Origin of the sequence: Bacillus seohaeanensis (assembly GCF_042684945.1) — a bacterium.
Lineage (GTDB): Bacteria > Bacillota > Bacilli > Bacillales > Bacillaceae_B > Rossellomorea > Rossellomorea seohaeanensis.
In genome coordinates this window covers 19653-40593 of sequence record NZ_JBHUMF010000028.1, presented here as the reverse complement: position 1 = coordinate 40593, position 20941 = coordinate 19653, and the positions used below count along the sequence as shown (strand labels likewise).

Annotated in this window: 20 protein-coding genes and 1 riboswitch; of the genes, 8 read left to right on the top strand and 12 right to left on the bottom strand. The window is 36.5% G+C overall.

Annotation, left to right across the window (positions count from 1 at the left end):
- Window positions 1-93: 93 nt before the first annotated feature.
- Window positions 94-1851, bottom strand: coding sequence for an alpha-glycosidase (locus tag ACFSUL_RS11035; protein ID WP_377935352.1), 1758 nt, complete (start codon window positions 1849-1851; stop codon window positions 94-96).
- A 361-nt stretch (window positions 1852-2212) separates the two neighbouring features.
- On the opposite strand from ACFSUL_RS11035, the gene ACFSUL_RS11030 reads away from it, so the two are divergent.
- Window positions 2213-3760 carry an alpha-amylase family glycosyl hydrolase gene (locus tag ACFSUL_RS11030; protein ID WP_377935350.1) on the top strand — a complete coding sequence of 516 codons (1548 nt, stop codon included), beginning with the start codon at window positions 2213-2215 and terminating at the stop codon, window positions 3758-3760.
- 214 nt (window positions 3761-3974) lie between these two features.
- Here the strand turns inward: ACFSUL_RS11030 and ACFSUL_RS11025 are convergent, their stop codons facing one another.
- Together ACFSUL_RS11025 and ACFSUL_RS11020 are read right to left on the bottom strand one after the other, a co-directional pair.
- Complete coding sequence (locus ACFSUL_RS11025) at window positions 3975-4850, bottom strand: SDR family oxidoreductase (RefSeq protein WP_377935348.1); 876 nt, start codon at window positions 4848-4850, stop codon at window positions 3975-3977.
- A 565-nt stretch (window positions 4851-5415) separates the two neighbouring features.
- Window positions 5416-7077, bottom strand: coding sequence for a M20/M25/M40 family metallo-hydrolase (locus ACFSUL_RS11020; protein ID WP_377935346.1), 1662 nt, complete (start codon window positions 7075-7077; stop codon window positions 5416-5418).
- Between the two features lie 188 nt (window positions 7078-7265).
- Window positions 7266-7443, top strand: a riboswitch (Lysine riboswitch).
- A gap of 81 nt (window positions 7444-7524) precedes the next feature.
- Between ACFSUL_RS11020 and ACFSUL_RS11015 the strand changes: the two genes are divergently transcribed.
- The 3 genes from ACFSUL_RS11015 (at window position 7525) to ACFSUL_RS11005 (ending at window position 9845) form a co-directional block, all read left to right on the top strand.
- Window positions 7525-8301 (top strand): ABC transporter substrate-binding protein, encoded by a 777-nt coding sequence (locus ACFSUL_RS11015; protein ID WP_377935344.1) that lies wholly within the window; start codon window positions 7525-7527, stop codon window positions 8299-8301.
- 138 nt (window positions 8302-8439) lie between these two features.
- Window positions 8440-9126, top strand: coding sequence for an amino acid ABC transporter permease (locus tag ACFSUL_RS11010; protein WP_377935341.1), 687 nt, complete (start codon window positions 8440-8442; stop codon window positions 9124-9126).
- The gene (locus ACFSUL_RS11005; RefSeq protein WP_377935339.1) at window positions 9123-9845 is read left to right on the top strand and encodes an amino acid ABC transporter ATP-binding protein; all 723 of its coding nucleotides are present in this window, start codon (window positions 9123-9125) and stop codon (window positions 9843-9845) included. The genes ACFSUL_RS11010 and ACFSUL_RS11005 overlap by 4 nt, the downstream gene beginning before the upstream one ends.
- Before the next feature lie 212 nt (window positions 9846-10057).
- Here ACFSUL_RS11005 and ACFSUL_RS11000 read toward each other — a convergent pair whose 3' ends face one another.
- From ACFSUL_RS11000 to ACFSUL_RS10980, 5 genes are all read right to left on the bottom strand, one after another.
- Window positions 10058-11413: a CoA-disulfide reductase gene (locus ACFSUL_RS11000; RefSeq protein ID WP_377935337.1), complete on the bottom strand. Its 1356-nt coding sequence runs from the start codon at window positions 11411-11413 to the stop codon at window positions 10058-10060.
- A 206-nt stretch (window positions 11414-11619) separates the two neighbouring features.
- A complete protein-coding gene (locus ACFSUL_RS10995; RefSeq protein WP_377935335.1) occupies window positions 11620-12111 on the bottom strand; it encodes a YajQ family cyclic di-GMP-binding protein in 492 nt (163 codons plus the stop codon).
- Between the two features lie 231 nt (window positions 12112-12342).
- On the bottom strand, window positions 12343-13914 hold the full coding sequence (locus ACFSUL_RS10990) for an IS200/IS605 family accessory protein TnpB-related protein (RefSeq protein WP_377935333.1): 1572 nt from the start codon (window positions 13912-13914) through the stop codon (window positions 12343-12345).
- Window positions 13915-14207: 293 nt separating this feature from the next.
- Entirely contained in the window at window positions 14208-14339 is a 132-nt protein-coding gene (locus ACFSUL_RS10985) for a DUF3941 domain-containing protein (protein WP_377935331.1), read from the bottom strand.
- Window positions 14340-14426: 87 nt separating this feature from the next.
- Window positions 14427-15284: a DegV family protein gene (locus tag ACFSUL_RS10980; RefSeq protein WP_377935329.1), complete on the bottom strand. Its 858-nt coding sequence runs from the start codon at window positions 15282-15284 to the stop codon at window positions 14427-14429.
- A 246-nt stretch (window positions 15285-15530) separates the two neighbouring features.
- Here ACFSUL_RS10980 and ACFSUL_RS10975 point away from each other — a divergent pair, with 246 nt between their 5' ends.
- A complete protein-coding gene (locus tag ACFSUL_RS10975; RefSeq protein ID WP_377935427.1) occupies window positions 15531-16373 on the top strand; it encodes a YitT family protein in 843 nt (280 codons plus the stop codon).
- 133 nt (window positions 16374-16506) lie between these two features.
- Here the strand turns inward: ACFSUL_RS10975 and ACFSUL_RS10970 are convergent, their stop codons facing one another.
- The 3 genes from ACFSUL_RS10970 to ACFSUL_RS10960 all read right to left on the bottom strand — a co-directional run bounded on the left by ACFSUL_RS10970 (window position 16507) and on the right by ACFSUL_RS10960 (window position 17784).
- The gene (locus tag ACFSUL_RS10970; protein WP_377935327.1) at window positions 16507-16704 is read right to left on the bottom strand and encodes a DUF3813 domain-containing protein; all 198 of its coding nucleotides are present in this window, start codon (window positions 16702-16704) and stop codon (window positions 16507-16509) included.
- A 2-nt stretch (window positions 16705-16706) separates the two neighbouring features.
- Window positions 16707-16865: a hypothetical protein gene (locus ACFSUL_RS10965; RefSeq protein ID WP_377935325.1), complete on the bottom strand. Its 159-nt coding sequence runs from the start codon at window positions 16863-16865 to the stop codon at window positions 16707-16709.
- 106 nt (window positions 16866-16971) lie between these two features.
- On the bottom strand, window positions 16972-17784 hold the full coding sequence (locus tag ACFSUL_RS10960) for a Cof-type HAD-IIB family hydrolase (protein ID WP_377935323.1): 813 nt from the start codon (window positions 17782-17784) through the stop codon (window positions 16972-16974).
- A 337-nt stretch (window positions 17785-18121) separates the two neighbouring features.
- Between ACFSUL_RS10960 and ACFSUL_RS10955 the strand changes: the two genes are divergently transcribed.
- Together ACFSUL_RS10955 and ACFSUL_RS10950 are read left to right on the top strand one after the other, a co-directional pair.
- Window positions 18122-18892, top strand: a complete 771-nt coding sequence (locus tag ACFSUL_RS10955) for an alpha/beta fold hydrolase (RefSeq protein WP_377935321.1) — start codon at window positions 18122-18124, stop codon at window positions 18890-18892.
- Window positions 18893-18995: 103 nt separating this feature from the next.
- Window positions 18996-19277 (top strand): metal-sulfur cluster assembly factor, encoded by a 282-nt coding sequence (locus ACFSUL_RS10950; protein WP_377935425.1) that lies wholly within the window; start codon window positions 18996-18998, stop codon window positions 19275-19277.
- A gap of 141 nt (window positions 19278-19418) precedes the next feature.
- Here the strand turns inward: ACFSUL_RS10950 and ACFSUL_RS10945 are convergent, their stop codons facing one another.
- Window positions 19419-20237, bottom strand: coding sequence for an undecaprenyl-diphosphate phosphatase (locus ACFSUL_RS10945; RefSeq protein WP_377935319.1), 819 nt, complete (start codon window positions 20235-20237; stop codon window positions 19419-19421).
- A gap of 248 nt (window positions 20238-20485) precedes the next feature.
- On the opposite strand from ACFSUL_RS10945, the gene ACFSUL_RS10940 reads away from it, so the two are divergent.
- Window positions 20486-20665: a YjzC family protein gene (locus ACFSUL_RS10940; RefSeq protein ID WP_071413138.1), complete on the top strand. Its 180-nt coding sequence runs from the start codon at window positions 20486-20488 to the stop codon at window positions 20663-20665.
- Window positions 20666-20941 lie beyond the last annotated feature (276 nt).

The following is a 20941-nucleotide window of genomic DNA, read 5'->3' as shown; positions in this document are numbered from 1 at the left end:
AAGGACTAATGAATCGTATCAATCCCTAAGAATGATTAACCTATTAAGGATACTTTGTCCCGCTTTTTAATGAGTAGAGGTACATACTAGAGTTTATATTTTAATAATAGATAAACCGAGTCCAGGTAACTCGACATCTATAGAATCTGAATCGGCAGCAAACTCCTTTTCGTTTAGAAGGTCAATTAGCTTACGTCCTTTTAAATCAAACGGAAGGTGGTAACGAGTAGTGTTCTCTGCACAGTTTAGAATGATAATAATTGTATCAGTACCGTTCGATTTCGTAAATGCGATACAGGATTCATTTAACTCCAGAGGAAGAAACGATAATATGCCTTCATTAGCTAATAAAGGATGTTTTTTGCGTAAAGAAATAAGTGTTTTTACATGCTCAAGGAGTTCTAAGTTTTGTTTCTCTTTTTCCCACGGGAAGCATTCACGGCAGCCAGGGTCTTGACCTCCCGTTAATCCAATTTCATCGCCGTAGTAAATACAAGGTGTTCCAATAAAAGTAAGTAGAAAGCTGAAAAGTTGCTTTGCACGATTTAAATTTTCCCCACATTCTGTTAAAACTCTTGCTGTATCATGACTACCTAGTAGGTTAAAATTTACTTCATTCACGTTCTGTGGATACATATGTAATACAGTTGTCATGTTTTCAACAAATTGTTTAGCAGAGATAGTCCTTTTAGCAAAGAGCTTTAGAAGATTTGTCGTAAAGGGATAATTCATCACTGCATCAAATTGATCGCCTTGCAGCCATGGCATGGAATCATGCCATATTTCTCCTAGTATATAGAGCTCCGGTTTAATGCTTTTTACTTCTTTTCTAAACTCACGCCAAAAATGATGATCAATTTCATTTGCTACGTCAAGCCGCCAGCCGTCTATATCAAATTCCTTCACCCAATATTTCCCTACTTCAAGTAAGTACTCCTTAACTTCTTTATTCTCTGTGTTTAATTTCGGCATATAAGGCGTAAAGGCGAATGTATCATAATTTGGAACGGGCTCTGTCTGTAACGGAAACTCATGTGTATGAAACCAGTCTTTGTAAATTGAATTTTCCCCATTCTTGAGTACATCTTGGAATGGAGGAAAGTAAAAGCCGCTATGGTTAAAGACAGCATCTAACATTACTCTGATTCCATTATCATGACACTTCGTAATCAAGTTTTTTAATGTTTGTTTCGTACCAAATTGAGGATCGATTTCCAAATAGTTAATTGTATCGTATTTATGGTTGGAGTAGGCAGTGAAGATGGGTGTAAAGTAGATCCCGGAAATTCCTAGTTCTTTTAAATAAGGGATTTTCTCTATAACACCATCTAAGTCTCCGCCAAAGAAGTTATTCGGTGTAGGTTCTGTACTTGCCCAATCGAGAGTGCCTTCAGGATCACTCTCCTTGTTCCCATTAGCAAACCTTTCAGGGAAAATTTGATACCAAACTGTATTCTTTACCCATTTAGGAGTAGAGGGTATATCGATTTTATTTAAAAAAGGAAAACAAAAATAATCTCCTATGTCGGACGAAGGGGATGAATGAAACCCTCTGTCTCCATAAAAAATTTCCTCATTTCCTGATTTTAAAACAAATCCGTATCGTAGCCTTCTGAATGTTGGCTCAATTGGAGTGAACCAGTAGTCAAATAATTGATCAGATCCAGTTAAAATCATGCTTGTGCTTGTATGTACCCATTTCCCACCTTGCCATTTATAAGGATCACCGTGTAGTAGAGTAACTTGTTCAACATCATTTTTCTTCGTTCTTATACGTATATGTAGCTCTTTAGCTGTACGAGCGTATGCATAATTTTCTTTTGGTCTATGGTAGACCGCTTCTAATAACATAGATACTCCTCCTTGTATGGAAATAAGAGGCAGGTTTGCCACTAAAAAGGTTTCACTATATGTTCGTAAAATACCTGCGACCGTAGTGTAACGAAAACATATTTCGGTTGTTAATATGATATGGTATCAAACAATTCGCTGCCAAAATATACAACTGTTTTTGCACAATCTATATTAATATTTATGTCAATTGCGCTGTTATCTTAGGTTTTCCAAAAATACTTTGTTTTATGGTTTGACGGCCAGGGGTACAAAAGGATAATCTTATAGGCGTGAACAATAATTTAATGAAAGTAGAAGCAGTTTAGTGTTGCACCAAACATGGTATCTGCTGCTTTTACTTAGATATGGAGGAGCGGAGATGAAAAGAAGAGTATTATCTCTCATTTTAGTCCCGTTTCTTCTTTTTTACGCTATCCCGCAAAGTGCAGGTGCAGTTGAAAAAGAAGAACGCAAGTGGCAAGATGAAACGATTTATTTTTTAATGGTAGACCGATTCAATAACGGTGACAGTAGCAACGACTTTGAGGTAAATACAAAAGATACTAAAGCATATCAGGGTGGAGACTTCCAAGGTATTATTGACAAATTGGATTATATTAAAGACATGGGATTCACAAGTATTTCGTTAACCCCTATTTTTGATAATCAAGAACTTGGATACCACGGGTATTGGATAAATGATTTTTATAAACCGGAAGAACATTTTGGCTCGATGGAAACCTTTAAAAAGCTTGTAAAAGAAGCACATAAACGAGATATAAAAGTTATCTTAGATTTCGTTGTTAATCATGTAGGAACAGAACATCCGTGGGTAAACAATCCAGAAAAAGCGGATTGGTTTCACGAAAAACAAGAAATGAACTTCGAGAATGAGGAAAGCCTGCACAATGCATGGCTAGATAATTTACCTGACTTAAACACGGAAAATCCTGAGGTGCGTGCCTACCTAACTGACGCAGCAAAGTGGTGGATCAAGGAAACGGATATAGATGGTTATCAATTGGACGATGTTCAGCATGTTCCCCAAGACTTTTGGAAGGAGTTTTCCCAAGAGGTGAAATCGGTTAAAAAGAACTTTTACTTATTAGGAGAAGTGTCTCAGGAAAATCCTACAAAAATAGCAGAATATAACGGTCTTGGTATTGATGGATTTGTAAAGGTTCCGCAAGCAGAAGAAATGAGATCTGTTTTTCAAAAGACGGATCAATCATTGGACAAACTATTTGCGTTTTGGCAAGAAAATGAAAATCTTTATAAAGATCCATATGTAATGGGAACTTTTATTGACAATCATAATATGGAACGGTTTACCCGTCCTATCGTGCAAAATAAATTGCATCCAGGGACAAGGTGGAAGCTAGCACTAACCTATATGTACACGACACCAGGTATTCCAATTGTTTATTATGGGACTGAAATAGCAGTAGATGGTGGAGAAGCCCCGGATAATCGACGAATGATGAATTTCAGAGCGGAAGAAGAGTTAATGGACTATATTACAAACCTAGGCGAACTTCGTAATACATATCCAGCACTCACAAGAGGAACAATAGAACCGCTATATGAAAGTGATGGCATGGGAATTTTTAAGCGAGAGTATAAGGGGGAAACACTGGTTGTCGCAATTAACAACTCTTCTGTATCACAGGAAATCCAACTTGATGCAGCAGATTTAGCGAAGGATATGGAACTTAGAGGGCTTCTCGGGGAAGATATGGTAAAAGAGGAAGACGGAAAATATACATTAATTCTTGATCGGGAGCAAGCAGAGGTATATGCATTAGCTGAAAAGTCCGGTTTAAATTATTCGTTTATCGGTGCTTTAGCAATTGTTTATGTCCTTTTCCTTACTTTCATTTATTTAGTATGGAAGCGGGGAAGAAATAGACGGAAATCTGATAATTAGTTGTGGAAGGTACGTGGTCACATTCAGACCTCGTACCTTTATTTTTAGGGCTAATAATCAGTTTATTTCATGCTTCTTTATAAGGAAAAGGCCTCTGCCCCCAATCTTTTCTTAAAAGTGATGAAAATACTAACACCCTAATCAAGTGGGGACACCGGCAGGATATTGATGTTGCAAGTAGTAATAAAACCATTGGAATTCCGAGAAATGTCCTTTATCCGTTAATAACGGTTCCGCCATTAACATGGAGCATTTGCCCTGAAACATAACTAGAGTCATCACTTGCTAAATAAACATAGGAAGGGCCAAGCTCAAACGGTTGACCAGCCCGTCCTAAAGGCGTATTGCTTCCGAAGTTTTTCACTTTTTCGCTTGAAAATGTTGAAGGGATAAGCGGTGTCCAGATTGGTCCAGGTGCAACACCATTTACTCTAATTCCGTCCGCAGCAATACTGCTTGCTAGAGAGCGAGTGAAGCTGACGATTGCTCCTTTGGTAGCAGAGTAATCGATAAGTGTTTCATTGCCTTTATATGCCGTGATTGATGCTGTGTTAATAATCGAAGCGCCTTTTTTTAAGTGAGGAAGGGCAGCCTTTGCTAAGTAAAAGTACCCATACACATTTGTTCGAAATGTCTTTTCTAATTGTTCCGGTGTGATATCTAATAAGCTTTGTTGCGGATGCTGTTCCGCAGCATTATTTACTAGAATATCTAGTCTCCCAAATTTATTCATTGTTTGCCTTACGACATCTTCGCAAAACGATAAACTTCCAACATCACCAGAAAATAAAAGGCAGTTGACACCCTCTGCTTCTACTAACTCTTTTGTTTTATTGGCATCTTTATGCTCCTCTAAGTAAATAATCGCAATGTTTGCTCCTTCTCTTGCGAAATACCAGGCAATAGAACGTCCGATACCGCTATCTCCCCCAGAAATAACAGCAGTTTTCCCATCAAGTTTACCGCTTCCTTTGTATTGTTCATTAATATGCTGCGGCTGAGGCTGCATTTCCTCAACTGTCCCTGGTTGATGGTCTTGATGTTGTGGTGGGAAGGTTTGTTTTGGACCTTTTTTTTGTTGTTGTGACAAAGAGAACACTCCTTTTTTAGAAAAATAAAAATAGAGAACTTATATAATTTTTAGGCTTTTTCTATCATCTTAGAATAGTGTTTACCCATTATGTTTTTTTATTAACTACCGAAAAGAGATTTTTTGGTTCAGGAAGAGAGTATATATAAAGAAAAGGTTGTTTGTAAGGGAAAAAGTATTTTTAAGCATCGTAAAATCGTTTAGGGTAACCAAAATGAATGGATTCTACACTACTTTGGCATAGGTGTTGGCAGCTTTGCTTCAGCCGCTAGGGGAGTTTTTCGTAGAGTGTGTTGTTTTTGGGCAATAATGGACTGTTCCTTTCCGCCCCAACACACTCTATGTTCTCGACTGTTGTCAAAAACAACAAGATTTTAGAAGATAGCCAAATAAAAAGACCGCAGTGCTGCTAACACTAACGGTCTCGACATACTTCACAGGTAAAACGACAGTATGAATGGTAAAGTATTTACATAAAAAGTCTACTGCGTTCTTAAGCTCTAAAGTTCACTTTATTGTTATGGTTTCAGGTATTCAGTATTCGCTCGAGCCTTTCTTATACACATTAGTCTTCAATAGTGGTTAAAAGATTTTGGATAACATGGTTTGTCAGATTTGGTACCACTTCAAGAGAATAAGTCATTTCCATACGTTCAAGTTTTTTATGAGCATCGACACCGTAGGGTCCAATATTAATGACAGGTACGTTTAATCTTCGAATGTCTTCATAGTTAACATAATGTTTCGATCCCCAACCAGGGTTATTTTGAGAAACCGCATTAATACCTTCCTCATCATCGCTTAATGCGACAAAACTCATATCGGAAATGTAAGGGAAGAAGTTTCTTGTAACGATCGGATAGTTGTACTTTGTTTGCATCGTTTCTACTGCTTGATCTAATGAGTTGATTAATGCTAACTCATTAGCTGTTTTCCCTGTTAATTCAATCCTTGGAGAATAAAGGGATGAGTAGAAAAGAATAATTGCAGGATTTTTATCTTTCATCCATTTCCAAGCCTCTTCCACGACTCTTGCAGCAAACATCCGTGTGTCTAATTCAGTATCCTGTAAAAGAGTTTCTTTAAATTTGTTCATATGTGTAACGAACGTATCTCCATTTTCATGGATCAACATTTGTTCCATTTCCTCATATGTAAATACTCTTGGTTTGTAAGGTAAATTCACATAAGGTTCTCCACTCATAGATGTAAATGTTCTATACCTTTCTTCAAAAGTAGTAAGAGCATTTTCAAAGGCAATGAAAGCCTGATCTTTAAGCTTTTCTAACACGTCTTTTGGTGACCAGGAATGGATAAAAAAGTTATAATATACGTAAGCTGATAAAGCGGTTTGGACCGTATAGGACGGTTTTAAATCTGTCTGCTTCAGCGAGACAGGAGGTACTGTCGTTTCTCCATATGCTTCGTTAGAGAGTTCAGGATTATAGTTAATTTGTTTTGTTAATTCGGCTGCGATGAAGTTTGGATCCAATCCTTCGAAAGCAGAGCCTACATGGGTTTCGGCACCCGTAATGAAAAATGATGGTAGAAGTTTTCCGACTGTTCCTTTGTAAATGTAGCGATTTTCATCTCCTTCGTAACGCGGTGAGACGAAATCTGCATTGATTGCGGCAATATATTCAAAATGGTGTTCTTCTTTCCAACTATTAAAAATATTTAGGGCGGAAAGCACACCATGAGAACCATCTTCTTCATCACATTCTGCTAAAAAGACAATGTTTCCTTCTAATTCCTCGGGATGTTCGGAATAGTATTTTAATAGATACAGATGACTTGCTAAGCCACTCTTCATATCCAGTACACCGCGACCAAACATCCAGTTCCCAGAATTCAAATGTTCCCTAGCTGATGCTGGCAGATCTTCATTTTTCAATACTTCCATTAACTCTTCAGGAGAACACGCAAGATCCTTTAATTGATTAAAGTCATCAATTCCAACAGTATCCATATGCCCCATAAGGATTACGGTGCGGTTACTATTTCCCTTTGCTCCTTTCACAAACCCTAGTACATTGTATCTTTCACGATCATCATTAGTCGTTTGTGTCATAGTCAAGTGTGTAGGATTATTTGTAAAATAAGAAAAAGAAGATAGTAACGTGTATAAAGCGTTCGCAATAACTTTTTCGCCATCCGTATTAACAATACTTTCGATGTTAACTAATTGTTTTGTAAAGGCCAATACTTCTTCACGACATGGCAACATAAATATTTCCTCTTTTCTCTAGTGAATTATTATTGTAGAAAAATGTATCTTAAAATATAAATGGACGTCAAGTGTTTTTTATCAATTAAAAGTTTTTTCAAAATACTATTGCATTCTAAAAAATGATTCTATATAATCGTAATTGTTGCAAAATTAAATAGATAAAATCCTCATCAATTACAGAACTTAGATGGGGTAGAGGTCGCGATTTATAATAGTATCCTATTGGAGATTTAGTGAAGTCTATGAAAATAGGTGAAAGGATAAATTGCCGAAGCTTTTGAAATCACTTTTTTCAGAATGCTGGGGCTGTACTCAAACAGGGGCAGAACTGCCACAATTATTTTGTGGAGAGCTATCTTTAATAAGGGCTTTTTGATGAGGGTGTGTAGGACACCGTCATATTATTAGGGCGGTGTCTTTTTATTTTTTAAGGAGGAGACATCAATGAAAAAAATCATGATTATGGTAATAGCTTCGATGTTGGTTATCTTATCTGCATGTGGAAGTGAAGAGAGTAGTGGATCAAGTGAAATGCAACTGGTGGAAGAAGGATCTTTTTCCTTTGCAATGAGTGGGCAATATCCGCCATTAAATTATAAAGAAAATGGAGAGTTGACTGGCTTTGATGCTGAAATTGGAAAAGAAATTTCGAAAAGAATTGGATTGGAAGCAAAACCTGTTACAAACCAATGGGAAACAATGATTCAAGGGTTAAAAGCAAACAAATATGATGCAATTATCGGTAGCATGTCAGCAACACCGGAACGGGACAAGCAAGTTGATTTCAGTGAACCGTATTACTTATCAGGTGCTCAAATCTTCGTTGCAGAAGACAATCAAGATATCCAGTCGAAAGAAGATTTAGAAGGAAAAACAATTGGTGTTATTCAATCTAGCACTTGGAAAGAGATGGCGGAGGAGCTATCCGAGAATATAAAAGGATATCCAACAGACGTCAATGCACTTCAAGATCTGGAGTTAGGTCGTTTAGATGCGGTTATTACCGATAAGATTGTTGGTATTAATGCGAAAAACGAAAAAGGTTTAAAGATTAAGGCAATTGGTGAATTGCTAAACGAGGACCGTATAAGTGTGGCGGTAAATGAAGGTAACAAAGAACTTATTGAAAAAATTAACGAAGCAATTCAATCCATGAAAGATGATGGTACATACGAAAAAATTAGTATGAAATGGTTCAACGAAAACATTATGGAAAACTAGAAAAGTGGAAGCGGCTTGCCTAGAGATGATGAGTATTTTTAGGGAAACAGAAGAGGGGGCTCTTTACCCTCAGCTGTTTTATTTAAAATAATCTCGAACTCTAGCCGCTATAACTAGACAAAGGGGGTTCATTAAGAAATGCTAACTTTTTTTGAAAACATTATCGGAATTCTAAGTGAACATGGACTCGCTTTCTTAAAAGCCTCTTGGATGACGATAGCTATTACAGCAATTTCACTCATTTTCGCGACCGTTATTGGACTTATTTTTGCGGCTTTTAAAATTTCTTCTAGTAAATTGTTAAACGGTATTGCCGATATTTATATTTCAATTATACGTGGAACGCCGCTAATCGTTCAAATCATGTTTCTCTATTATGGTATTGCAAATATTGTGATGCTAGACAGTTTTACTGCTGGAGCTTTAGCGTTGGGGATTCATACTGGTGCGTATATAGCGGAAATATTTAGAGGATCTGTCCAATCAATTGACCGGGGGCAGATGGAAGCTGCTAGATCGCTTGGGATGTCTTCTTCGCTTGCGATGAGAAGAATTATTTTTCCACAGGCTTTCAAAAGATCAATTCCACCACTCGCCAACCAATTTATTATTGGCTTAAAAGATTCGTCATTAGTAGCGTATATTTCTGTGACGGATTTATACAATACGGCACTAAGTGTACAAGGGGAAAATTATATGCCGTTTGAGACCTACTTTGTCGTGGGAATCTATTATTTAATTATTGTACTTATATTTACATGGATTACTAGTCGTATAGAGAAAAAGTTTGACGTTAGTAAACCGAAGGAGGTAAAAATTCAATGATTAAAATTAAAAGCCTGAGTAAGTCCTTCGGTGAACTAGAAGTGCTGAAGAATATTGATTTAGAAATTAAGGAAAAAGAGGTTGTTGTTTTAATCGGTGCTAGTGGTTCGGGGAAAAGTACACTATTGCGCTGCTTAAACTTTCTAGAAGTAGCACAGGGTGGGGATATCATAATTGATTCTGAACAAATTGAAGCTGGTAAAGCAAACCTCAATAAAGTAAGGGAAAAGGTTGGGATGGTGTTTCAACATTTCAACTTGTTCCCACATAAAACCGTTTTAGAAAATATTATTGAAGCTCCTATCTTTGTAAAAGGAGAAAAGAAAGAAGAAGCTTCAGCAAAAGCAATGAAGCTTCTTAATAAAGTAGGACTACAAGATAAAGCGAACTTTTATCCAGATCAATTATCTGGCGGACAACAACAACGTGTCGCCATTGCCAGAGCTTTAGCAATGGAACCAAAAGTAATGTTGTTTGACGAGCCTACCTCTGCGCTCGATCCTGAACTAGTTGGAGAAGTACTTCAAGTTATGAAAGGTCTAGCTAGTGAAGGGATGACGATGGTCATTGTAACGCATGAAATGGGATTTGCTAAAGAAGTTGCGAGCAGAATTGTTATGCTAGGTGATGGAAATATAATAGAAGAAGGACATCCTAGTGAAGTATTTAGTAACCCTAAGCATGAAAGAACAAAACGGTTTTTAAACCAAATTTTCTAGACACTGGAGAGTGCCTGTTTTTATTGCAGTACATTAATAAAAACAGGCACTCTTTTTTGTTGAACAGATTCAGGTGATAGTGGAAATGCAAATTTATTAACTACAAATGTGAACATATTAGTCGTAAATATCTCTATATCTATATCAACAACTTGACAGATTCCCTTGGTCTACAATGAAAACTGGAGGTTAACATTCACTAGTTAAGTTAACTATTTTTGATCGAACAATATCTGCTCTCCTTTATATCCAACAATATTCAGTAAGTCCTTTGGAGAGGAATATGGAGGAGAGTAGGATGTTTCAATCGCTTGTAAATCGGTAATTGTTAATCCTCCGAGTATGGCAGTGGCTAGGACATCAATTCGTTTATCTACTCCTTCTCCACCAACAATATTTGCTCCATATATCTTTCCTGTCTTGGTACAGAAGTGAACTTTAATTAAAACGTTTTTGGCTCCAGGGTAATATCCTGCATGGGATTTTCCTTCATGGTAGACAGTCGCAAAAGGAAGTTTTTTCTGCTTTAATGTACCTTCGTTAAATCCAGTTGAAGCAACCGTTAAGTCAAAGACTTTTGTAATCGCTGTACCCAACATTCCTTCAAAGGGCTGTTTTGTTCCTGTTATATTTTTTGCTGCAATAAAGGATTGCCGGTGTGCGGGCCATGCAAGCGGGACTTGTTTTTTACTTTTATCAATAAAATCAATTGATTCGATGGCGTCACCTACAGCGTAAATTGATGGGTCTTCTGTTTGCATGTATGCATTTGTTTGGATTCCACCTGATTCACCAATAGGAAGTCCAGCGTCCTTTGCCAACGTGTTATTCGGTTTGATTCCAGCTGCCATGATAATAAAATCTGCTTGTAGTTCTTTACCGCTGCTTAACAAAAGAGTTTTATTTGGAAGTACTTTTTCTAGTGCATCTCCTATATGGATGGAAATACCCTGTTCTTCGAGTTCTTTTAGTATGCGCTCAGAAATGTCTTTATCAATAATACTTAATACGTGGTCTGATCTTTCAACAACAGTTACATCTATTCCTAAATGCTTCAAATTTTCGGCAACCTCTAACCCAATAAAACCTGCACCAATAATACTACATGTTTTTGGGTGATTCTCGTTGATAAATTCTTTGATTTTGTCCATGTTTTCAATGTGACGCAAGGTAAAATGGGGAATGGAGTGTAAGCCATCAATTGTTGGTATTATTGCCGAAGCCCCTGGAGCTAGAACAAGATAATCGTATTGTTCCTCAAATAAATGATCATTTTTAAGATCTTTTACTTTTACTACTTTGTTCTTACGATCTATACTTACTACTTCATGACGAACTTTTACATTTGCATTTACTTTTTTGGCAAGGCTTTCCGGGGTTGCTGCAAATAAATGATCTCTTTCTTCAATAATATCTCCAATATAATAAGGCATTCCGCAAGCTCCGAAAGAAACATATTCCGTTTTCTCAAAAATAACAATTTCAATCTCATCGTTTAATTTTCTTATTTGGGAGGCAGTAGTGGCTCCTCCGCCAACACCGCCAACAACTACAACTTTTTGTCCCATTTGTCATCACCTCAAAATAAAAAAGTCGAATGGGTTTAGTTTACCCATTCGAATCTTTAACAAACATTTATCCCTCATTAACGGACGGTAAATCCCCACATATGCTTAGAGAATCGAAGAAGCATAGATGGGGGCTTTACTGACAGTGAAACGGGACTAACAATCAATGGGGGATGAAAGAGAATCCGACTGATTAAAGTTTCCCTTTATCTAAAATTAATAAATTGTACATCGATAGGTAATACAGCTTCACGAATAGAAGCCATAATTTGCTGCAGGTCGTCTTTGTTTTTACCGGTGATACGGACTTGGTCATCTTGCACTTGACTTTTTACTTTTAATCCAGAATTTTTAACAAGCGTGTTGATTTTTCTTGCATTTTCCTTGTCAATTCCTTGAACGAGTTTCGCACGTTGACGGACAGTGCCTCCAGATGCCCCCTCGATTTTTCCGTAGTCAAGATTCTTAACTGGAACATTTCGTTTAATTAATTTACTTAATAAAACATCTTTCAATTGTCCAAGTTTATATTCATCGTCCGAAACTAAAACAATATCTTCAGAATCTAATGAAAGGTCACTTTTGCTACCTTTAAAGTCATATCTATTTTGAATCTCTTTTAATGCAATTTGAATTGCATTTCGTACTTCTGACAAATCAACCTGTGACACCACATCAAATGAATTTTCTTTTGCCATTTCACTCATCCTGATTACTAAAAACTAATGAATTCTTATAATCGCCTCACAATCAGGAAAGGAGACTTACTGCGGAGACTCTCACTCCGTTCTTTAGGAGGAAATACACCAACTTTCCTGCCATACACCTATAGCGTAAAGCAACCCAAAGTGCCCTGTTAGAGCCAGCCGGTGGCAAGGAACCATTCCTACTAATGGTCAGTTCCTTGCCAATAGTTATAGTAACCAGGTTTACACCTCCTTAAGTTTTATTCCCTGATTGTTGTATTCCAGCGTCTTATGAATGACGCTCCACAGCTTCCAACGATGGTTCTTTTTGAAATTCTTGATGTTCGTTAAAACAGCTTGTAACTTTTTCTCCCTTATTTTTTCTCTTTCCGTGCCTTTTTCGGTTTCTTCCATGGAACCTAGGGCACTTTTTACGTGGATTTTGACTATACGTTGAACATATTCTAAAAGGTATGTTGGTATTTTTTCATCCAAGCCTAATCCTCTTCTGGCGATAACAAAAGAAGCAGCTTCGTGCGTAGACATTCCGTACATATCCTTATACTTAAACCTAGCAATCACCGATGTGTAGGCTGGGTTTACTTTCTTTATCTTAAATCCATTTTTTAGTCCTCTTGAGATAATAGCTGATTGAAGTTTATTTTTCGCAAAGGAATGGAGGAGACGGTTTGTCCTCTTGTTGGTATCATGGTCTTGTTTCAGTTTGATATCCTCTAAACTAATAGCTCCAGCGTTTTGTTCAAGTAGAAAATCAATGATTTCTTTTGCTAGTTCTCCCGCAATATTTGTTCTTCTATTGGAAGAAACGTACTCCATTTCGTGGCAATAAAAGGTTTTATGGTTTAGCAAATTTCCCTGTCTATTCACAAGACAGACGGTGACAAGGTCAATATTCACATCAATCCCACTTGTAATAGCTGCATCTAAAGGAACTCTTCCTTTTACTTCTGACCCACGGAATTCTTTGTCATAAGTTAGATGAATATAGTAGCAACCATTTTTTCTTTTAATTTCGATGGAATAAGGCTTATACTTGTATTTCACCTTATTTTTAGGTGTATAACCTGCAACATCAGGCATGACCACGTTTACTATTTCTTCAAAATACTTTTCTGGGATATGGATTTTGTAACGGAGACGAGGAGCCTTTTTGGTCGAGCCATCCCCTAAAAGTGGGTTGGCAATTTCTATATAAAATTGGTTTTCCTTTTCCTCATAAACAATACGCGTGTTTAAGTTCCCATTTTTGGCTTTATCTCCACGAGCATACAGCATATTGGAGCGCAGATCTTTCCACTCCTGATTAGATATTTTCCCTTTCATACGAGCATAAAAGTTTTTCTTACCCCCAAAAATAACGGAAGGGATAGTATTCTTTTCTACGCATTGAACGAAGTGGTTCCTTTTCTCATTTAGCTTATTTAATCTTGAGGTTAACCCCTTGATAACCAAAGATAACGGTGATTTCTTTGGTCGCTTTTTCCCTGTTGTATAATCCTCTATTTTTTTGTCTGTTTTTTCTATTTTTGCCTCTACATTTTCGATTTGATACGGTAAAAGTTCTTTTTGGCTTTGTATAATTTGTTCCGCTTGCATCACAGCATCTTCTGCATAGCGTTTATTCAAATGAAAGGTAACGTTTACTTTTTTGATTAAATTGCCTTTCTTTTCACCGTTTAACAATCGTTTAAAGGCATGCCGTTTGGAAGAACAGAAAACACGCATTAAATCATCTAATTCTTCTAACCGGCTATGTTTTGGAATATCGATGACTAATCTACGTGTTATTCTCATTCTCTTTTCACCTCTGGCAATCATTTTTTCGATTTGATAGATACTATCAACCCGCGTTAATTGTTAAAGGGGTTAAAGTTTGTCTATTTTCTTTTATAATTAAAATTATATCAAAAAGAAATGCCTACTTCACGAGTTTTCATAATATTTCATTAATTTATCTGTTTCTGTTACAATCTCCCATATATTATCTTATTTCATTATAGACAAGTAGAGGAAATTCAATCAACTTTTGAGTATGTAAAAGAAAATAAAAAAACTGCCTAAGAAAAACTCAGGCAGTAAGAACAAAATTAGAGATGATCGGTTTTTTTCGAATATTGATTCTTACCAGCTTTTCGATTTTTTTCTTTTTCCATGTTTTTTTCGTGTCGGACAGCATTATTGTCAACAGCTTTTTTATCATTATCTGATGTGCGGCTCATAATAAAATATCTCCCTTCCTAATAGGAACTAAAAACTCCATGTTAATGGAAGTTGTTTGACTTTATTATGAACAGGAAAAGAGCAATTTATGATGTTTTATTTAAGAAAAAAATGGCGAGTGTTCCCGGACCAGCATGGGATCCGATAGCTGCTCCAATAATATTGATGTAAACGTCTTTAGGAGCAAACTTTTCAACAATCATGTTTTTCATTTCTTCTGCTGCCTCGAGGTCATCACCGTGGCTAATAGCTATTGTTTGTTCGGATAAATTTTCTCCTCGCTCTTCCATTACTTCGAGAATTCTTTTTAGTAATTTCTTTCGGCCTCGAAGTTTTTCAATTGGAACAAGTTTTCCACCCTCTACATGGAGAAGTGGTTTGATATTTAATAATCCTCCTAAAAATGCAGAAGCTTTAGATACGCGTCCGCCTTTAGCGAGATATTCTAAATCTTCTACTGTAAATAAATGTTCCATATGATTACTATTAAATTTTATTAGGGAAATAAGGCTGTCGTAGTCCATTCCGTTTTGAAGTGCGGAGACAGCTGCTTTTACGACTAACCCCTGACCAAGGGAAGCACCCATCGTATCAATAATGGTCAATTCTAAGTCTGGATACTCCTCTTTTACTTGATCCCTTATCATTACAGCAGTCTGGTATGTTCCCGATAACTGTGAGGAAAAGCATATATAAATTCCTTTTTCTCCTTTTCGTGCCAGCTCTGTAAACTCTGTTTGAAATTTTTCTGGCGAAACTTGAGATGTTTTCGGCATATGTCCTTGTTTAATTTTCTCAAAGACTGCTTGAGGTTGAATCGTAATCATGTCTTCGTATTCTGTATTATCTATATGTACTTTTAATGGAAGAAGAGTTACGTTGTTTTCTTCATAGAAAGCGGTAGGCAAATCACAAGCACTATCGGCAAACAATTGTATAGTCATTTAATATCACCCTTTTTTAACATTATAACCTTAGTCTAGCTATATTTTTGGAAAATGACAATAAACAAGAAACGAACTTATCAAATTTAACGATTAGTTGGGCATAGTAAGGGGTAACAGTATTTAGGGGACTCATGCATTTGGCTACCTGTTATAAACCAAACGGGGCGTGATAACAAGTCGTAAGGGATAATCCATCTGCATTCAATAGGTGAAATTTTAGGAGGTATGCGAATGTCGAAAGAGATGATGTGGTTAGAAACGCAAAAGTTAATTGTCGTATTGATTGGAGCAATTATAAATGCGTGTGCAATGAACTTTTTTTTAATTCCAGCGAATGTTTATGCTAGTGGATTTACTGGAGTAGCCCAATTATTGTCTAGTATTTTTACAGATTTTACTCCACTAAATCTTTCTACAGGTATTTTACTTTTATTATTAAATATCCCAGTAATAATTTTAGGATGGTTAAAAGTTGGCCGTTCTTTTACAATCCATAGTTTTATTTCTGTTGCTTTAACAACATTCTTTTTAGAAATAATACCGATTACCCATGTATCGCCTGACATTTTTTTAAATGCAGTTTTTGGTGGTGTTTTAGCAGCTATCGGTGTTGGAATAACGTTAAAATGGGGGGCGTCTACTGGTGGGATGGACATTGTTGCCATGTTGCTCTCTCGCTTGAAAGATAAACCAGTAGGTACCTATCTGTTTGCGTTAAACAGTATCATTATTATATCAGCTGGATTTCTATATGGGTGGGAAAAAGCGTTATACACACTTGTAACACTATATGCTACAACACGTGTAATAGACGCGATTCATACTCGACATGAGAAACTGACTGCCATGATAATTACGAAAAAAGCATCATTATTAAAGGAAGCTATTCATAGTAAAATGGTTCGTGGTATTACAACCGTTCCAGCTAAGGGGGCTTTTTCAGGAGAAGATAAAGAAATGATGATTATGGTTATTACTCGTTATGAACTTTTTGCGCTAGAACATATTATAAAAGAAGTCGATCCAACTGCCTTTACGAATATCGTGCAAACAACAGGTGTATTTGGTTTCTTTAGGAGAGATTAAGACGAAATCCATATTTTTAATCGTGCTGATATAGTAAAAGTGGGTTGACTCAAGGGAAAAGGTGCCTACGAGTCAACCCACTTATTAATTGCAGCTCAGTAAATTGATACAGAGTTTACGAGAACAAGCAGTATTAGGAAAGTTGGTTCAATTCGTCCTGCAGCTCCCGTAGTTGTTTTTGCTCTGCTACTGTTGAATTAGCATAGGCAGAAGACAAAGCGTTTTTTGCCTTGCCAATTGCCGTTTGCGTATCTTCAGAGGTATTTTGTGAAGAAGCAAGTTTCGCTAGTTCGACATATTGACGTGCCTGTTCGAAAAGTTCATTTCTCATTATCAATGCCCCCCAAGAGAGGATTCATGAACATTAGAAAGCTTTTTCGCTTCGGCTTCGGCATAAGTTAAATGGTAAGGAATACGGTCATCATGTTTAGAAACAGCATCCTTACCTTGCTGGACAAAACGTCGTGATTTACTACTTCTACTTCTACCCAACACAACCACCCCTTTTACGAGCTTGGTGAACGCTAACAATTGCGTTCCTTTTTAGTATGACTCGAAACATCGGTTTTACTAGGATGAAAATTTTCCACTGCTACCATTAAAGTGCTAAACGGTCTTTTAAAAACAAAGCGATTCCGTCTTCTTCATTGGAGAGGGTAACTTCATTTGCAATATTTTTTAAAGGGTCGATTGCATTTCCCATTGCCACCCCGGTTCCAGCATATTCAAGCATCTCAAGGTCATTATCTTCATCCCCAAAAGCAATGATGCGATCTTGTGTAATATTAAGGGAAGCTGCTACCTTTTTTATTCCGACGGCTTTATTCAATCCTGATTTAACAATTTCTACTACATGCCAAGGTGCAGCCCAACGACGATGATCAATAACTTCTGCATGAACGTTATCAAGATGATCTCGAATTTCTTTTACATGATTTTCATCAGCATGAATGAGCATAGATGTTGGATGGTCACTTAATACGTCTCTTAAATCACCTGTCGAAACACGTGGATTTCCCATCATAAAGACATTAAGTAATCGTTCATCATGGTAGTGCATAAACACATCATCCATTACTTCGGCAATGATGTTATGAAAATGAAAATCCTGACAAGCTTCGATAACTTCTTTTGCGACTTTTATATCCATTGGTTCATGGTGTATTCCCCAATCAGTATGTAAAGGATGATGAACAAAAGCACCATTAAAATTAACTATCGGAGTATTTAAGTTTAATTCTTTGTAATAAATTTCACTTGCACGGTAAGGTCGACCTGTAGCGATCATTACCTCATGTCCTTGCTCTTTAGCTTTAAAAAGCGTTTCTTTTGTTTTTAAAGATACTTTCTTTTCATCTGTTAACAATGTACCGTCTAAATCAAGAACAATAAGGTGTTTTTCTTTAGCCATAGTCAATTCCCCCATTTTTTTAATCTAGGCTCTTTTCTCATACGTTGTTGTTTTGCCTTATAAATTCTGCCCGTTGATTTCCGCTATGGGCACTAGACTCCGCTCCAATCAACTCAGTTGGTGAAACGTAGTTTTCAGTTGAAAAGCAACAAACTTTACGAAAATAACCTTATTCTAAAATAACGTGAACAAGCATGGAGTATAGACCTTAATGAAAAATAAGTTGTCCATTTTTTATAAGGTCTAGAAGTGAAAACTCATACAGTTCTAAATATTATACATCCTGCCAAATATAGGATATCATAGAAAACGGAAATGCAACAGGAGGGATAAACGAGTGATAAATATAAAAAAAGCATATATACAAGAAATCCCCTTATTACATATTGTAAAAGGGGATATAATAGATAATTCTTTACCAACCATTATTTTCATTCATGGTTTTACAAGTGCAAAGGAACACAACTTGCACTATGCTTACTACCTAGCTGAAAAGGGGTTTAGAGTTCTTCTACCAGACTGCCTATATCATGGGGAAAGAGAGGAAGGATTTTCTGAAGAGGAGCTGAGCCCATATTTTTGGAAAATCGTTTTAACAACTATTGGAGAACTAAAAATTATTGTCGATGAGTTTGAAAGAAAAGGACTTATAAAGGAAAATCTAATTGGAGTAAGCGGAACTTCAATGGGAGGTATTGTGACGCTAGGAGCATTGACTCAATATCCCTGGATCCACACTGCTGTTTCATTAATGGGAAGTCCGGCATATTTAGATTTTGCAAAAGCACAAATTGACTATTTTACTTCTTTAGGATATCACCTACCATTTACAGAGGAAGAACTAGAAAATATTTACTCTGAACTTAAAAAGTATGATTTAAGCCTTCATCCTGAGAAACTAAATGAACGCCCCGTTATGTTTTGGCATGGAAAAAAGGACGAAATGGTTCCGTTTAACTATGCACATACATTCTATGAGCGAAATCGTCCGGCATATATTAATAATGAAGACAAATTATTTTTTATGGCGGATGAAAGAGCGGGGCATAAAGTCTCAAGAGAAGGAGTTCTTCATCTTGTTAAATGGTTTGACAACTATCTAAATTAGATAGTGATGAATGGAAGTTTATTAATATCTTTGTTAAGATAATACTACAGCGAATGTAGGAAAAGGAGTGGTAATAGTGGATCAAGATTTAAAGGATAATCTAATGGGAGCATTAGAACAAGTAGTTGACCCTGAGCTCGGGATAGATATTGTTAACCTTGGGTTAGTATATGGTGTAGACATGGACGATAATGGCGTAACTACTGTTACGATGACATTAACTTCAATGGGATGCCCACTTGCGGGTACAATCGTTGACCAAGTAAAAGCAGCATTATCTGATATTCCAGAGGTAAAAGAAACAGAAGTAGATATTGTTTGGAACCCACCTTGGAGTAAAGAAAAAATGTCAAGATATGCAAAAATAGCATTAGGAATCCGCTAAACAAAGAAACGGGACAAAGTGATGTGTTCACTTTGTCCCGTTTTTTGTTTAGTTTGAAGTTGATTGCTCTCGGTACAAAGAGACTAATTTATCCTGAGTACAGGAAAAATTGTCTCCTAATATTGTTTCACCGGAATTCGCTTATACAAAAATAAGTACCAATGCACCTACAACAAAACAATAAATTGCAAAGTATTTAATATTTCCTTTAGCCATAATATTCATAAACCATTTTAGTGAGAAGTACGATGCAACTAAAGACCCGATAAAGGCAAGTGTGTAAGGGAGCATCATGGAAGCAAGGTTTGGATCATTTATTAAATCGCTGATTCCAAGCAACATTACACCAAAACTGACTGGGATATACAGTAAGAAAGAATAACGCATGGCAGTTTCTTGGTTCATACCTCTCCCCATTGCAGCAACAATTGTTGCTCCAGAACGGCTTATTCCGGGAATAAGGGCAACTGCTTGGGCTAATCCGATGATGATTGCGTCCTTTACTGTTAAATCGCCATCCATTTTGCGACCACGTAAATTTCTTATTAACCAAAGAGCGATACCGGTAATAATTAAAGTGACGGCAACAGTCGTAATGGAAGATAAATACTTTTCAATAACATCATCAAATAATATTCCAATTACCCCAGCTGGAATCGTTCCAATAATTAAGTAAATAATAAAATGAAAGTCACGTTTTGTTTCCTCTGTCTTATGTTTGAAGTAGCCTAGACCATTAACAACAAGCCGTAGGATATCTTGTCTATATATAATCAATACAGCTATTAGAGAAGCAGTATTTACTAAAATTTCAAATGTTAAACTTGGATCATCTATTGCAAAGAAATATTGAGCTAATTGCAGATGTCCGCTTGATGATATAGGAATAGGTTCTGTAAGTCCTTGAAATAGTCCTAAAAATAAATATTTTATTATGATAATAATGTTCTCTGTATCCATTTTTTTCCCCCAACTATTTTTTTCTTCACAATTTTATATTTAACACTATATAAGGAAAGAATGTAAAGATGTTTTCGAAATTGTAATAGGAACGTAACTTCTTTATTAATCAAAAATAAAGGCTGTTTTCCCAGCATTTCCATGAATGAACCTTCTCTGTTGTGTAAAACTACTATAGAAGCCACGCTTCAGTGAAGAAAATTAAAAGGGCAGCATGTAAAGAAAAGCTCTTTTATTGGAGGGGTAATATGGGACAATCAAGACAATTTAAAGGTGGAGACAAAGCACCTAATAATGGTATATATTTAGAAATCGGTGAAACAGGTAGCAATGTGAACAACCCTAAAAAAGTAAGATTAAAAGCTGGGGATCGTTTTCCTGAAACCTCTAATCACAATCGTCTTTGGACATATAAAAGAAAACCATAAGGTGAAACCTCAATCGGTAGGGCTTACTGCCCGTTAATACAGGATAAAAATAATCCCAAACCACGGAGGTTCTCCCATACCTCTGCTCGTTATTGCGAAATAAGTACCGAAAAAGGGCGAATCTAAAATGATTCGTTCTTTTTTATGGGGAAAATACAGTTTATCAATAACAGCTGATACTAGGTATGTCTGATTCAGAAGTGTAATACTTTCTCTTTTAAGGTGGAAACATTATAATGATTTTATAATAGTCAGTAAAGGTCAAATGAGGAAGGG